Annotated in this window: 14 protein-coding genes; 5 read left to right on the top strand and 9 right to left on the bottom strand. The window is 62.8% G+C overall.

Translation table 11 applies throughout. From position 1 onward, the window contains the following. Positions 1–10 precede the first annotated feature (10 nt). The gene (locus HMPREF2924_RS12935) at positions 11–1666 is read right to left on the bottom strand and encodes an electron transfer flavoprotein-ubiquinone oxidoreductase (RefSeq protein ID WP_003091109.1); all 1656 of its coding nucleotides are present in this window, start codon (positions 1664–1666) and stop codon (positions 11–13) included. A 320-nt stretch (positions 1667–1986) separates the two neighbouring features. Between HMPREF2924_RS12935 and HMPREF2924_RS12930 the strand changes: the two genes are divergently transcribed. The 5 genes from HMPREF2924_RS12930 to radC all read left to right on the top strand — a co-directional run bounded on the left by HMPREF2924_RS12930 (position 1987) and on the right by radC (position 7003). Then, positions 1987–2736: an electron transfer flavoprotein subunit beta/FixA family protein gene (locus HMPREF2924_RS12930; RefSeq protein ID WP_003091107.1), complete on the top strand. Its 750-nt coding sequence runs from the start codon at positions 1987–1989 to the stop codon at positions 2734–2736. Then, complete coding sequence (locus HMPREF2924_RS12925) at positions 2736–3665, top strand: electron transfer flavoprotein subunit alpha/FixB family protein (protein WP_003091099.1); 930 nt, start codon at positions 2736–2738, stop codon at positions 3663–3665. The genes HMPREF2924_RS12930 and HMPREF2924_RS12925 overlap by 1 nt, the downstream gene beginning before the upstream one ends. A gap of 224 nt (positions 3666–3889) precedes the next feature. Then, positions 3890–5092, top strand: coding sequence for a tyrosine-type recombinase/integrase (locus tag HMPREF2924_RS12920; protein ID WP_008643195.1), 1203 nt, complete (start codon positions 3890–3892; stop codon positions 5090–5092). Next, positions 5089–6153 (top strand): PDDEXK nuclease domain-containing protein, encoded by a 1065-nt coding sequence (locus HMPREF2924_RS12915; RefSeq protein WP_008643197.1) that lies wholly within the window; start codon positions 5089–5091, stop codon positions 6151–6153. The genes HMPREF2924_RS12920 and HMPREF2924_RS12915 overlap by 4 nt, the downstream gene beginning before the upstream one ends. A gap of 340 nt (positions 6154–6493) precedes the next feature. Continuing rightward, on the top strand, positions 6494–7003 hold the full coding sequence (gene radC, locus HMPREF2924_RS12910; RefSeq protein WP_008643200.1) for a RadC family protein: 510 nt from the start codon (positions 6494–6496) through the stop codon (positions 7001–7003). A gap of 41 nt (positions 7004–7044) precedes the next feature. On the opposite strand, the gene arsH is transcribed toward radC, so the two are convergent. From arsH to HMPREF2924_RS12870, 8 genes are read right to left on the bottom strand one after another with little or no spacing between them, the layout of a single operon-like run. After that, positions 7045–7767, bottom strand: coding sequence for an arsenical resistance protein ArsH (arsH, locus tag HMPREF2924_RS12905; protein WP_008643201.1), 723 nt, complete (start codon positions 7765–7767; stop codon positions 7045–7047). Then, on the bottom strand, positions 7760–8182 hold the full coding sequence (gene arsC / locus HMPREF2924_RS12900) for an arsenate reductase (glutaredoxin) (RefSeq protein WP_020203139.1): 423 nt from the start codon (positions 8180–8182) through the stop codon (positions 7760–7762). The genes arsH and arsC overlap by 8 nt, the downstream gene beginning before the upstream one ends. A gap of 14 nt (positions 8183–8196) precedes the next feature. Continuing rightward, positions 8197–9276: an ACR3 family arsenite efflux transporter gene (gene arsB, locus HMPREF2924_RS12895; RefSeq protein WP_021204056.1), complete on the bottom strand. Its 1080-nt coding sequence runs from the start codon at positions 9274–9276 to the stop codon at positions 8197–8199. Between the two features lie 29 nt (positions 9277–9305). Beyond that, positions 9306–11072: an arsenical pump-driving ATPase gene (arsA, locus tag HMPREF2924_RS12890; protein ID WP_023124803.1), complete on the bottom strand. Its 1767-nt coding sequence runs from the start codon at positions 11070–11072 to the stop codon at positions 9306–9308. 13 nt (positions 11073–11085) lie between these two features. After that, positions 11086–11445: an arsenite efflux transporter metallochaperone ArsD gene (gene arsD / locus HMPREF2924_RS12885; RefSeq protein WP_008643208.1), complete on the bottom strand. Its 360-nt coding sequence runs from the start codon at positions 11443–11445 to the stop codon at positions 11086–11088. A 41-nt stretch (positions 11446–11486) separates the two neighbouring features. After that, on the bottom strand, positions 11487–11984 hold the full coding sequence (locus HMPREF2924_RS12880; RefSeq protein ID WP_008643209.1) for an arsenate reductase ArsC: 498 nt from the start codon (positions 11982–11984) through the stop codon (positions 11487–11489). Positions 11985–11995: 11 nt separating this feature from the next. Continuing rightward, positions 11996–12442: an ArsI/CadI family heavy metal resistance metalloenzyme gene (locus tag HMPREF2924_RS12875; protein ID WP_023124804.1), complete on the bottom strand. Its 447-nt coding sequence runs from the start codon at positions 12440–12442 to the stop codon at positions 11996–11998. A gap of 12 nt (positions 12443–12454) precedes the next feature. Next, entirely contained in the window at positions 12455–12784 is a 330-nt protein-coding gene (locus HMPREF2924_RS12870) for an ArsR/SmtB family transcription factor (RefSeq protein WP_008643211.1), read from the bottom strand. Positions 12785–13013 lie beyond the last annotated feature (229 nt).

The raw sequence follows: 13013 nt of genomic DNA, 5'->3' as shown, positions 1-13013 counted from the left end.
TTCGTTTGCCTTACATGTTGGGGTAGTTCGGCCCGCCGGTACCTTCCGGCGCCACCCAGGTGATGTTCTGCGCCGGGTCCTTGATGTCGCAGGTCTTGCAGTGCACGCAGTTCTGCGCGTTGATCTGGAAGCGCTTGCTGCCGTCGTCGTTGGCCACCACTTCGTACACGCCTGCCGGGCAGTAGCGCTGGGCCGGCTCGTCGTAGAGCGGCAGGTTCTTCTCGATCGGAATGCTCGCGTCGGCCAGCTTGAGGTGGATCGGCTGGTCTTCCTCGTGGTTGGTATTGGAGAGGAACACCGAGGACAGCTTGTCGAAGCTGAGCTTGCCGTCCGGCTTCGGGTAGTCGATCTTCGGCGCTTCGCTGGCCTTCTTCAGGCAGGCGTAGTCCGGCTTGTCGTCATGCAGGGTGACGGGGATCTTGCCGCCGAAGATGTTCTGGTCGATGAAGTTGAACGCGCCGCCGCCGATAGCGCCGAACTTGTGGATGGCCGCGCCGAAGTTGCGGCTGCGGAACAGTTCGTCGTACAACCAGCTGGCCTTGAACGCATCGACGTAGTTGGACAGCTCGTCGCCGCCTTCGCGGCCGGCGGCCAGGGCCTCGGCGATCGCGTCGGCGGCGAGCATGCCGGACTTCATCGCGGTGTGGCTGCCCTTGATCTTGGCGAAGTTCAGGGTGCCGAGGTCGCAACCGATCAGCGCGCCGCCGGGGAAGACCATCTTCGGCAGCGAATTCAGGCCGCCCTTGCAGATGGCCCGGGCGCCGTAGGCCACGCGCTTGCCGCCTTCCAGGTACTGCTTGACCACCGGGTGGTGCTTGTAGCGCTGGAACTCGTCGAACGGCGACAGGTGCGGGTTGCTGTAGGACAGGTCGATGATCAGGCCGACGAACACCTGGTTGTTCTCCAGGTGGTAGAGGAACGAGCCGCCGGTATTTTCGTCGTTCAGCGGCCAGCCGGCGGTATGGACCACTAGGCCGGGCTTGTGCTTGGACGGGTCGATGTCCCAGATTTCCTTGATGCCGATACCGTAGTGCTGGGCATCGGCCTCGCTGTCCAGGTTGTATTTCTTGATCAGTTGCTTGCCGATGTGCCCGCGGCAGCCTTCGGCGAACAGGGTGTACTTGGCCCGCAGCTCCATGCCGGGGGTGTAGTAGCCTTCTTTCGGGTTGCCTTCGCGGTCGACGCCGAGGTCGCCGGTGACGATGCCGCGGACCACGCCGTTCTCGTCGATCAGCGCTTCCTGGGCGGCGAAGCCCGGGTAGATCTCCACGCCCAGTCCTTCGGCCTGCTGGGCCAGCCAGCGGCAGAGGTTGCCCAGGGAGATGATATAGTTGCCCTCGTTGTGCATGGTCTTGGGCACGAAGAAGTTGGGCACCTTGGTAGCGCTCTCGGCGCTCTTCAGGACGTAGATGTCGTCGCCGGTCACCGGAGTATTGAGCGGCGCGCCGAGTTCCTTCCAGTCGGGGAACAGCTCGTTCAGCGCGCGCGGCTCGAACACCGCGCCGGAGAGGATGTGGGCGCCCACTTCGGAACCCTTCTCGACCACGCAGACGCTGATCTCTTGACCGGCTTCGGCGGCCTTCTGCTTCAGTCGGCATGCGGCGGACAGACCGGCGGGGCCGGCGCCGACGATGACGACGTCGAATTCCATGTATTCGCGTTCCACTATCGATCTCCTACTCAAGGCTCACGGTATCTGTTTATTGGTGGCTGAGATCTTTCCCTGATCAGAGCGGGCGCATTATATATAGCTGCATGGGCAGGTCCAATACAAACGTTTGTTTGAATTCTTTGGAAGCCTGATAGAATCGGCATTCGAGGGGGGGAAACCACCCTTTTGCCGTATTGACCGAAAAGGGTGATCCGGTCAAGATACGGGCGGTTTTGCGGTCGCTGTCTAGCAGAGTGTCGGTTTCCGGCCGGCGAGCATCACCGGCCAGGCCTGTCTGGCGACATCCTTATTCACCGGAGAATAACGAGGAATCCATGAAGGTTCTTGTAGCAGTCAAACGAGTGGTCGACTACAACGTCAAGGTCCGCGTCAAGGCGGACAACTCCGGCGTCGACCTCGCCAACGTCAAGATGTCCATGAACCCCTTCTGCGAAATCGCCGTGGAAGAAGCCGTACGCCTGAAAGAGAAAGGCGTGGCTACCGAGATCGTCGCTGTCTCCGTCGGCCCGACCGCCGCCCAGGAGCAACTGCGCACCGCGCTGGCGCTGGGCGCTGACCGTGCGATCCTGGTGGAGAGCAACGACGAGCTGAACTCCCTGGCCGTGGCCAAGCTGCTCAAGGCCGTGGTCGACAAGGAGCAGCCGCAGCTGGTGATCCTCGGCAAGCAGGCCATCGACAGCGACAACAACCAGACCGGCCAGATGCTCGCCGCGCTGACCGGCTACGCTCAGGGCACCTTCGCCTCCAAGGTCGAGGTCGCTGGCGACAAGGTCAACGTGACCCGCGAGATCGATGGCGGTCTGCAGACCGTCGCGCTGAACCTGCCGGCCATCGTCACCACCGACCTGCGCCTGAACGAGCCGCGCTACGCGTCGCTGCCGAACATCATGAAAGCCAAGAAGAAGCCGCTGGACGTGGTGACCCCGGACGCCCTGGGCGTTTCCACCGCTTCCACCGTGAAGACCCTGAAGGTCGAGGCGCCGGCTGCACGCTCCGCTGGCATCAAGGTCAAGTCCGTGGCTGAACTGGTAGAGAAACTGAAGAACGAGGCGAAGGTAATCTAATGGCTATCCTGGTTATCGCTGAGCACAACAACGCGGCCCTGGCGGCTGCCACCCTGAACACCGTTGCCGCTGCCAAGGCCATTGGCGGCGACATCCACGTGCTGGTCGCCGGACAGAACGTTGCCGCCGTGGCCGAAGCCGCCGCCAAGGTCGAGGGCGTCTCCAAGGTGCTGGTCGCCGACAACGCCGCCTACGCCCACCAGCTGCCGGAAAACGTCGCGCCGCTGATCGCCGAGCTGGGCAAGAACTACAGCCACGTGCTGGCCCCGGCTACCACCAACGGCAAGAACTTCCTGCCGCGCGTCGCCGCGCTGCTGGACGTCGACCAGATCTCCGAGATCGTCGAAGTGGTCAGCCCCGACACCTTCAAGCGTCCGATCTACGCCGGTAACGCCATCGCTACCGTGCAGTCCTCGGCTGCGGTCAAGGTGATCACCGTGCGTACCACCGGCTTCGACGCCGTCGCCGCCGAAGGCGGTTCGGCTGCCGTCGAGCAGGTTTCCGGCCCGGCCGATGCCGGCAAGTCCGCCTTCGTCGGCGAAGAGCTGGCCAAGTCCGACCGTCCGGAACTGACCGCTGCCAAGATCGTGGTCTCCGGCGGCCGCGGCATGCAGAACGGCGACAACTTCAAGATCCTCTACGCCCTGGCCGACAAGCTGGGTGCCGCAGTCGGCGCTTCCCGCGCCGCGGTCGACGCCGGTTTCGTGCCGAACGACATGCAGGTCGGCCAGACCGGCAAGATCGTCGCCCCGCAGCTGTACATCGCGGTAGGTATCTCCGGTGCCATCCAGCACCTGGCGGGCATGAAGGACTCGAAGGTGATCGTCGCGATCAACAAGGACGAAGAGGCGCCGATCTTCCAGGTCGCCGACTACGGCCTGGTCGCCGACCTGTTCGACGCCGTACCGGAGCTGGAAAAGGCCGTCTGAGCCCGATTCCAAGCCGACAAGACCCGCTCCCCGGAGCGGGTTTTTTTATTTCAGGATGACTCCAGTACCGCACTTTGCTGGACTACGCCACAGCCATATACAGCAAGTTTATCAATGACTTAGGCGAGTTCAACATATGCCGGTGCTTTCTGAAACTTGACCCGGCTTCCCTTCTACTGGCTCCTACGAGGCTCCTGGGAATCGGGTCTTTCCGAGGAGTCATCATGGCTAAGATCAAGCTCACCAAGTCCGCAGTAGATGCGGCACAACCCCAAGCGCAAGCCATCGAGCTGCGCGATACCCTTGTTCCCGGCTTCCTGTGCAAGATTACGCCGGCCGGTCGCAAGGTGTTCATGCTCCAGTACCGAACCAACGCCGGCGAGCGACGCAAGCCGGCCCTGGGCCTGTTCGGCGAGCTGACCGTTGAACAGGCCCGCTCGCTGGCGCAGGAATGGCTGGCCCAGGTGCGCCGGGGCGGCGATCCGGCAGCGGACAAGGCCGAGGCACGCCAGGCACCCACCGTTGAGGAATTGTGCAAGAAGTTCATGGAGGACTACTCCAAGAAGCGCAACAAGCCCAGCACCCGAGTCGGCTATCAAGGCGTCATCGACCGCTGCATCATCCCGCTGCTGGGCCGCAAGAAGGTTCACGACGTGAAGCGGCCGGACGTTGCCGGGCTGATGGAGAAACTTTCATACAAGCAGACCGAGGCGAACAAGGCGTTCAGCATCCTGCGCAAGATGTTCAACATGGCGGAGGTGTGGGGCTATCGGCCAGACGGCACCAATCCTTGCCGCCATGTCCCGATGTTCCCTGCCGGCAAGTCCACCCATCTCATCAGCGACGACGACATGGGCAAGCTGTTCCGGCAGCTCGACAAGATCGAGGTCGAAGGGCTTGAGAACTACGTCATCCCTCTGGCGATTCGCCTGCAATTCGAGTTCGCCGCCCGCCGCTCCGAAATCGTCACGCTCGAATGGGAATGGGTCGATCTGGAGAATCGGCGCGTCGTCTGGCCCGACAGCAAGACCGGCGGCATGTCCAAGCCCATGAGCGAGGAAGCCTACCGGCTGCTTTCGACGGCACCGAGACAGGAAGGCAATCCCTATGTGCTGCCGTCGCCACGCCATCCGGCGCAGCACCTGACCACAGGCGAATATTACGGCGGCTGGTGCCGCGTGCTCAAGGCGGCGGGTGCGACGCACGTGGGGACGCATGGCATCCGCCATCGCTCTGCGACCGACATTGCCAATTCAGGTATCCCGGTCAAGGTCGGCATGGCGCTGACGGCGCACAAGACCGTCGTGATGTTCATGCGCTATGTCCACACCGAGGACGATCCAGTGCGCGAGGCGGCCGAACTGGTGGCGAACCGGCGCAAGGCGATTACCGGCGCCAAGCAGCCTCCTGCGGAGGCGACAGCATGACCAGGCGCCGGTCATCTGTGGCATCGCCCGCAGCGCCGTCGGCGCTGCTGGGCGACATTCGGGCACTGATCGAGGCGGCGCGTAAGCACGCCGCCTCGACGGTGAATAGCGAGCTGACGATGCTCTACTGGCGCATCGGCCAGCGCATCCACACGCAGGTCTTGGACGGGCGCCGGGGCGCTTATGGCAAGGAAGTCTTGCCTACCCTGGCGGCGCAGTTGGTGAAGGAGTACGGCAGCAGCTTTGCCGAGCAAAACCTGCGCCGCATGGTGCAGTTCGCCACCACCTTCCCCGACGAGCAGATTCTCGTATCACTGATACGAGAATTGAGCTGGACGCACTTCATTGCCCTGATCCCGCTGAAAGACCCGCTCCAGCGGGACTACTACGCGCAGATGGCGAGCGCCGAGCGCTGGAGCGTGCGCACGCTGCGCGAGCGCATCGACTCGATGCTGTACGAGCGCACGGTACTGTCCCAAAAGCCGGGCGAGACGATCGCGCAGGAGCTGGCGACGATGCGCGATGCGCAGCGCATGTCGCCCGCCCTGGTCATGCGTGACCCGTACATCCTCGACTTCCTGGGACTGCGGGACACATGGCAGGAAGGCGACTTGGAGGCGGCGATCATCCGCGAAATGGAATCCTTCCTGTTGGAGCTGGGCGCAGGTTTCAGCTTCGTGGCTCGGCAGAAGCGCATCCAAATTGACGGCGAAGATTTCCACCTTGACTTGCTGTTCTACAACCGCAAACTGCGGCGGCTGGTGGCAGTGGAGTTGAAGGTCGGCGAGTTCAAGGCGGCTTTCAAGGGACAGATGGAGCTTTACCTTCGCTGGCTGGACAAGCACGAACGGGAGCCGGAGGAAGCCTCGCCGCTGGGAATCATCCTTTGCACCGGCAAAAAGCGCGAGCAGATCGAATTGCTGGAGCTGGACAAGTCGGGCATCCACGTCGCCGAGTACCTGACCGCCTTGCCGCCGAGGGGCGTGCTGGTGGAGCGGCTACAACAGGCAACGCAGCGGGCGCAGTTGCAGATCGAGCAGCGCAAGACCGACAACGAGTAGCCCTGCCCCAAGCAGTCGGGCGTCCCGGCGTGCCGCCGTCGGGTTCGCGGGCTGCGCCCCGCGCTTCGTGCCGAATCGCGGCCATCCGGCTTTGACCCCTGACGCCTCCGGCCCTCTCGGGCCTGCGTGCTTCGCTTGCCCAAAAGACGACAGTGTGCAGTGGGCGGGGTGTGGGCGGTCTTGCTGTTCCCTTCACCGTATCACGGCGTTCTCGCCGTCAAGGGCGGCGCGTGCCATGCACGCTTGCGTCCTGGCGGCCGTCTGCGACCCCTGACTGCTTGCGCTGCGCCGTGCTGGCCACGGTTCCGGGCAATTCCGCCCGAGCAACCGGAGCACGATCATGTCGCAACTGTCCTTTTCCTCGTTCGATGCCTCGCTGATGGTGCGCGATGCACAGGGCCGCTACCTGCTGGCGACGGCCGACCAAATTCTGGAGGCCGCGCGCCAGGCCATCGAGTACAAGATGCAGCGCGGTGCGTCGTTCAGTTCGCCGGTGGCGGTCAAGGAGTACCTGAGCGCCAAGTTGGCTGGTTTCGAGCATGAAGTCTTCGCTGTGCTGTTCTTGGATACGCAGCATCGCCTGATCGAATACAGCGAGCTTTTCCGAGGCACCATCGACAGTGCATCGGTGTATCCACGCGAGCTGGTCAAGGAGGCGCTGCGGCTCAATGCGGCAGCGGTCATCGTTTCGCACAACCATCCGAGCGGCAACCCCGAACCGAGCGGCGCCGACAAGGTACTGACCCAGCGGCTCAGGGAGGCGCTGGCGCTGGTGGATGTCCGCACGCTGGATCACATCATCGTGGCGGGTGGCAGCACCATATCCTTCGCCGAACGCGGTCTGATTTGACCGAGGGGGCTTCGGCCCCCATTTTGCTGCGATGGCGGCTCTCAGATCGCTGCTTGATTGACGCGCCGGCTCAGGGCTTCGGCGCTTTCCTTGCGTTCGCTGTAGCGATCTACCAGATATGGCGCCACGTCGCGCGTGAGCAGCGTGAACTTCATCAGCTCTTCCATCACATCCACGATGCGGTCGTAATAGGCCGAGGGCTTCATGCGTCCCGCTTCATCGAACTCCTGGTATGCCTTGGCGACCGAAGACTGGTTTGGGACGGTCAGCATCCGCATCCAGCGGCCCAACACGCGCATTTGGTTAACGGCGTTGAAGGACTGCGATCCACCCGACACCTGCATCACCGCCAACGTCTTGCCCTGTGTCGGGCGCACCGCGCCGACCGACAGAGGAATCCAGTCTATTTGGGTCTTCATCAAGCCGGTCATGGCACCGTGGCGCTCGGGCGAACTCCACACCATGCTTTCGGCCCATTGCACCAGTTCGTGCAGTTCCCTGACCTTTGGGTGATCGTGAGGCGCGTCATCCACCAACGGCAGGCCCGAGGGGTTGAACATCCGTGTCTCGCCGCCGAGCGCGCTCAGGATGTGTGCCGCTTCTTCAGCAGCCAGGCGGCTGAACGAGCGTTCGCGCAGCGAGCCATAGAGCAGCAGGAAGCGCGGCGCGTGGGTGGCACGCTCGGGTGCCATTAACCGCTGGGCATCGGGTTGCTGGAACAGCGCGGTGTCGATATTGGGTAGGTCGATTCTGGATTCAGACACGGCGGCCTTCCGCATTCACGACGGCTTCGCCGTCTTCCTTGCTGAATGCACCGCGCTGCGGCTGGGGCAGGATGTCCAGCACCGCTTCCGAAGGTCTGCACAGCAGTGCGCCCAGCGGCGAGACCACGATGGGGCGGTTGATGAGGATGGGGTGCTGGAGCATGAAGTCGATTAAATGTTCGTCGCTCCATTTGGAATCATCCAGGCCCAATTCCGCATAAGGTGTGCCTTTCTCGCGCAGCACCGCACGCACTGGCACACCCATCGCAGCGATCAGCGTTTTCAGCGTCTCGCGGTCGGGCGGTGTTTTCAAGTATTCGATGATGGTCGGCTCTTCGCCGCTGTTGCGAATCAAGCCCAGCACGTTGCGCGACGTACCGCAGTCGGGGTTGTGATAGATGGTGATCTGGCTCATGCCATTGCCTCGGTTCAGGGATTCGTGGGGTTGGCGGAATACATGCTGGCGCCCTTGAGCCGCCACCGGCGGCCCAACCGCAAGGCGACATGCACCAGCAGGATGAGCACCGGCACTTCCACCAGCGGCCCGATCACCGTGGTGAAGGCGACAGGCGAAGCCAGGCCGAACGACGCAATAGCCACGGCGATGGCCAGCTCGAAGTTGTTGCCTGCGGCAGTGAAGGCGATGGCGGTGGTGCGTGGGTAGTCGGCCTGGATCAGCCGGCCCATAAAGAAACTGATGAGGAACTGGATCACGAAGTAGAGTGTCAGCGGCACGGCAATCTTTAGCGCGTCCATCGGCAGGCGCACCACGTCGGCACCTTTGAGGCTAAACATGGCCACGATGGTGAACAGTAGCGCCGCCAGCGTGATGGGACTGATCCGCGGCAGGAATGCACGCTCGTACCAGTCCTGGCCCTTGCGTCGAATCAGCGAGCGCCGGGTCAGGTAGCCGGCCAGGAACGGGATGCCCAGGTAAATCAGTACCGCCTCGGTGATCGTCCAAAAGCCCACGTCAATGACGCTGCCTTGCAGGCCGAACACAGGCGGCAGCACCGACAGGAAGAACCAGGCATAGGTCGAGAAGAACAGGATCTGGAAGATCGAATTGAAGGCGACCAGGCCCGCGACATACTGGTTATCACCACGCGCCAACTGGTTCCACACAAGCACCATAGCGATGCAGCGTGCCAGTCCAATCAGGATCAGGCCGGTCATGTATTCCGGCTGGTCGCGTAGGAAAATCACCGCCAGCACGAACATCAGCACCGGCCCGATGATCCAGTTTTGCACCAGTGACAGCAACAGCACGCGCCGGTCGGCGAAGACCTCGTGTAGCGTCTCGTAGCGCACCTTGGCCAGCGGCGGGTACATCATCAGGATCAGGCCGATGGCGATCGGGACGTTGGTCGTGCCGATCGAGAGCGCATTGAGCGCATCGGGCAAACCGTCGAAGAACGTACCCAATGCAACACCCAGCGCCATCGCGGCGAAAATCCAGACGGTGAGATAGCGATCTAGGAAGGACAGGCGCGATGGCGTGTTCAGCATCGAATGCCCGCTTTGGGGGCTGTCGTGATTCATGAGGTTTTCCTGTTTGCCAAAGCCCGCAGACGCTCCACTCCCACCGGCTCTTCGGTCAGAAGCGGCACGACAGCATGGCGTTGGGCATGTTGTGTGGCCACGGCGTCGATTTCCCGCAACTCGTTGCGTGCACGCTGGCGCAGCAGCGGGGAATGCGGATGTGCGGCCGCCACGCTGTTGTTAACGATCCAGGCCCACGGCTCGATGCCCGCGCGGCGCAGGTCGTCTTGCAGGTTGGCCGCTTCCAGCACGGGCGTGGTTTCGGCCAGGGTGACAATGAGCACCTTGGTCTGCTTCGGATCTTGCAACTGCATCATCGGCGTCGTGAAATGAACGCCCGTCTCACCCATCTGCCGGGCGATGTCGCGGTGGTATGCGCCGGTGGCGTCGAGCAGCAGCAAGGTGTGGCCTGTGGGCGCGGTGTCCATCACCACGAACTTTCTGCCCCCTTCGCGGATGGCACGGGAGAATGCCTGGAACACCGCGATTTCCTCGGTGCAGGGCGAGCGCAGGTCTTCTTCCAGCAAGGCGCGGCCTTCGGCATCGAGCTGCGCGCCCTTGGTGTCCATCACATGCTGGCGATAGCGTGCCGTGGCTTCCTGGGGGTCGATGCGGCTGAGAGCCAGATTGGGAAGCGAACCTTCCAGCGTGTCGGCCAGATGCGCAGCCGGGTCGGAGGTGGTCAGATGCACGGGCAGGCCCCGGCCCGCCAGCTCCACGGCAATGGCAGCGGCCAGCGTGGTCTTGCCCACGCCGCCTTTGCCCATCACCATGACCAGACCGTGCCCATCGGCAGCGACTTCATCGACCAGGGCGGATAAGTCCGGCGCATTGATCTGGTCGGGCAGCTCGATGGCATCGGCGCCATATGTGGCGTCGGTATCGACCAGCAGATGGCGCAGAGCGTCGAGGCCCACGAGGTTGAACGGCTTGAGCGCGATCTGATCCCGAGGCAACGCCTGGAGGACAGACGGAATGGCGGCCAGCGTAGCCTGCTCTTTTTCGTAGATGGCAGCGGCAAGCGTATCGGTTTCGGCCTCGCTGGCAGGAAATACGCCGTTGATGACCAGGTGTTGCTGTGACAGGCCGATAGCGGCCAGTTCTTCATGGGTGCGGGCCGCCTCGCGCAGCGTGGGGCGCTGCGCACGGGCAACCAGCACTAGACGAGTGCGCAAGGGATCGGCCAACGCCTCTACCGCAGCCTTGTACTGACTGCGCTGTTTTTCCAGGCCCGCCAGCGGCCCCAGGCACGACGCATCGCCTTTGCCTGCTTCCAGAAAGCCACTCCATGCGCCCGGCAGTTGCAGCAGGCGGATGGTGTGGCCGGTAGGGGCTGTGTCGAAAATGATGTGCGCGTAATCCTGCGTCAGCGCCGCATCGGTCAGCAGGGCCGTGAACTCATCGAAGGCGGCGATTTCCGTGGTGCAGGCACCCGACAGGGATTCTTCGATGCCATCCACTACCGCATCGGGCAACACGCCTCGCACTGGGCCGACTATGCGGTCACGGTACGCTTGCGCGGCTGCCTGCGGGTCGATTTCCAGTGCCCATAGATTCGGCACGGCGGCAATCATCGTGATGTGGTTTCCGATGCGTTCGCCGAAAACCTGCCCCACGTTGGAAGCCGGGTCGGTACTGACGAGCAGCACACGCTTGCCCTGGGTCGCCAGTTGCACGGCCGTTGCGCAGGCGATGGAGGTCTTGCCGACGCCCCCTTTGCCGGTGAAAAACAGGAAGCGAGGCGGCTGGGTCAGGAAGTGCATGGGATCTCCTTGTTCAGCAGCAGCGGCCGCCAGAGCAGCAGGCGTTTTGGGCTGGCGAGGCTTCGGGCGCCTCGATGCCAGCCCAGCGGGTCAATTCGCTTCGGCTGGGGTAGCGACCGGCCAAGGCCACCTCACCATCGACCAGAACCAGGGGCAGCGCCTCTTGGCCCGAGCGTTGTAAAAAGCCTTTCACTGTCGGGTTTTCGGCGAAAGCGAGGGGTTGCTGTGCCAGGTTGAAGCGTTCGACCTGAGCACCGTGTTGCTTGGCCCAATCCACATCGGCGGCGAAGTTCACCAAGTTTTGATCCACTTCAACGCCACATACGCCGGTGCTACAACATAGCGCCGGGTCGAAAATCTGGATGCTTGGCATGGGGTGTCCTTTCAAATTGGTTGTTGATGAAGTGACGCTCTTCACTCTTGGCCGATGTTTCGCAACTCGCGTTGCAGCGACATGGCGTCCAGGCGTTGCAGTGGCAGCGAGAGAAACAGCTCGATGCGGCGGCGCAAAATCAGCGCGGCATCCTTGAACGCTTTGAGTCGTTGTTCTTCGCTACCTTCGACGGCTGCCGGATCGGGCACGCCCCAGTGAGCCGATACCGGCTTGCCCGGCCAAAACGGGCAAGCCTCGCCGGCGGCGTTGTCGCAGACGGTAAAAATGAAGTCGAACACCGGCGCCCCCGGCGCTACGAACTCATCCCAGCTTTTGCTGCGGTAGCCAGTCGTTGGCATGTGCAGCCGCTCCAGCGTGGCGAGCGCCAGCGGATGCACTTCGCCCTTGGGCTGGCTACCTGCCGAGTACGCCCGAAAGCGCCCTTGGCCCAGTTTGTTGAGGATGCCTTCGGCGAGGATGGAACGTGCGGAATTGCCCGTGCAGATGAACAGTGCGTTGTATGCGGCCTCTGTGGTCATGGTGTGCTTTCTCAACAGCAGGAAGAACGGGGGCTTGCTGTGCAGCAAGCCGGTGCGGTGATCGGTGTCGTGACTGAAGCCGCTTCATGGAAGACCGGGATGCTGCCTAACGTGTGGAAGTGCTCCCAGGCAATACCCTGCGGGTCGGTGACCCAATGCTTCTCGCTGCGTGCGTAGCAGCAGGTGGTCGTGCCTTCGTCGAGCAACGCCATGTCGGCGGCTTGTGCGCGGAGTTTCAGGGCGGCCAGTTCCTCGGCGTCGTCGGTCTGGATACCCAGGTGGTCGATGCCCGGCTTGCTGCCGCGCGTGGAGATGGCGAAGTTGACCGGCGGGTCTTCGAGCATCCACTTCGCGTAGTCGCCTTCGACGCGCGCAGGCTGCGCCGCGAATAGTTGGGAATAGAAGCCGATGCTGCGGTTCAAGTCATCGACGTGCAGGTGGACGTGGAAGCGCTTCATGGAGAGTTCCTTTCAGCAGGAGGCACAGGTGGAGGGAGATTCAGTGACTTCGCATACGCCGCCCTGGCAGCAGTGCTCGGTCATGTAGCCAAGCAGACTGTTCATCTGCGCGAAGTCAGCGCGATAGATCAGGTTGCGCCCTTGCTGTTCGATGGTGACGAGGCCAGCGTGAGCCAGCTCCTTCAGATGGAAGGACAGAGAGTTGCGGGCCACGTCGAGCTGGTCGGCCAAGACGCTGGGCGTCAGCCCCTCGGGGCCTGCGACGACCAGGGCGCGGAACACGCGCAGGCGTTGGGTGTGGGCCAGGGCGCCGAGGGCGGAAACAGCTTGATCTTCGTTCATAGTTCGATAATACAACATTTATTGAATCATTGCGCAAGAAACCAGCAAACAGAACCTCGTAGCGCCCCGGCGTGCCGCCGTCGGGTTCGCGGGCTGTGTCCCGCGCTTCGTGTCGAATCACGGCCATCCGGCTATGCCCCCTGGCGCCTCCGACCTGGGTGCTCTGCTCGCCTAAAACCGACGCATATGGAGGTGCAAGGGAGGCGGTCTTGCTGTTCCCTTCATCGTG

Origin of the sequence: Pseudomonas sp. HMSC063H08 (assembly GCF_001813645.1) — a bacterium.
Lineage (GTDB): Bacteria > Pseudomonadota > Gammaproteobacteria > Pseudomonadales > Pseudomonadaceae > Pseudomonas > Pseudomonas aeruginosa.
Note: the sequence above shows the minus strand (reverse complement) of the source record. Positions and strands in the feature narration are given on the sequence as shown.

Bases quoted from the DNA above. Each gene is read 5' to 3' on its own strand.
- HMPREF2924_RS12880 (WP_008643209.1), bottom strand. From the start codon at position 11,984: ATGACCACAGAGGCCGCATACAACGCACTGTTCATCTGCACGGGCAAT.
- HMPREF2924_RS12925 (WP_003091099.1), top strand. From the start codon at position 2,736: ATGGCTATCCTGGTTATCGCTGAGCACAACAACGCGGCCCTGGCGGCT.
- HMPREF2924_RS12915 (WP_008643197.1), top strand. From the start codon at position 5,089: ATGACCAGGCGCCGGTCATCTGTGGCATCGCCCGCAGCGCCGTCGGCG.
- HMPREF2924_RS12920 (WP_008643195.1), top strand. From the start codon at position 3,890: ATGGCTAAGATCAAGCTCACCAAGTCCGCAGTAGATGCGGCACAACCC.
- radC (WP_008643200.1), top strand. From the start codon at position 6,494: ATGTCGCAACTGTCCTTTTCCTCGTTCGATGCCTCGCTGATGGTGCGC.
- arsA (WP_023124803.1), bottom strand. From the start codon at position 11,072: ATGCACTTCCTGACCCAGCCGCCTCGCTTCCTGTTTTTCACCGGCAAA.
- HMPREF2924_RS12875 (WP_023124804.1), bottom strand. From the start codon at position 12,442: ATGAAGCGCTTCCACGTCCACCTGCACGTCGATGACTTGAACCGCAGC.
- HMPREF2924_RS12870 (WP_008643211.1), bottom strand. From the start codon at position 12,784: ATGAACGAAGATCAAGCTGTTTCCGCCCTCGGCGCCCTGGCCCACACC.
- arsB (WP_021204056.1), bottom strand. From the start codon at position 9,276: ATGCTGAACACGCCATCGCGCCTGTCCTTCCTAGATCGCTATCTCACC.
- HMPREF2924_RS12930 (WP_003091107.1), top strand. From the start codon at position 1,987: ATGAAGGTTCTTGTAGCAGTCAAACGAGTGGTCGACTACAACGTCAAG.
- arsD (WP_008643208.1), bottom strand. From the start codon at position 11,445: ATGCCAAGCATCCAGATTTTCGACCCGGCGCTATGTTGTAGCACCGGC.
- arsC (WP_020203139.1), bottom strand. From the start codon at position 8,182: ATGAGCCAGATCACCATCTATCACAACCCCGACTGCGGTACGTCGCGC.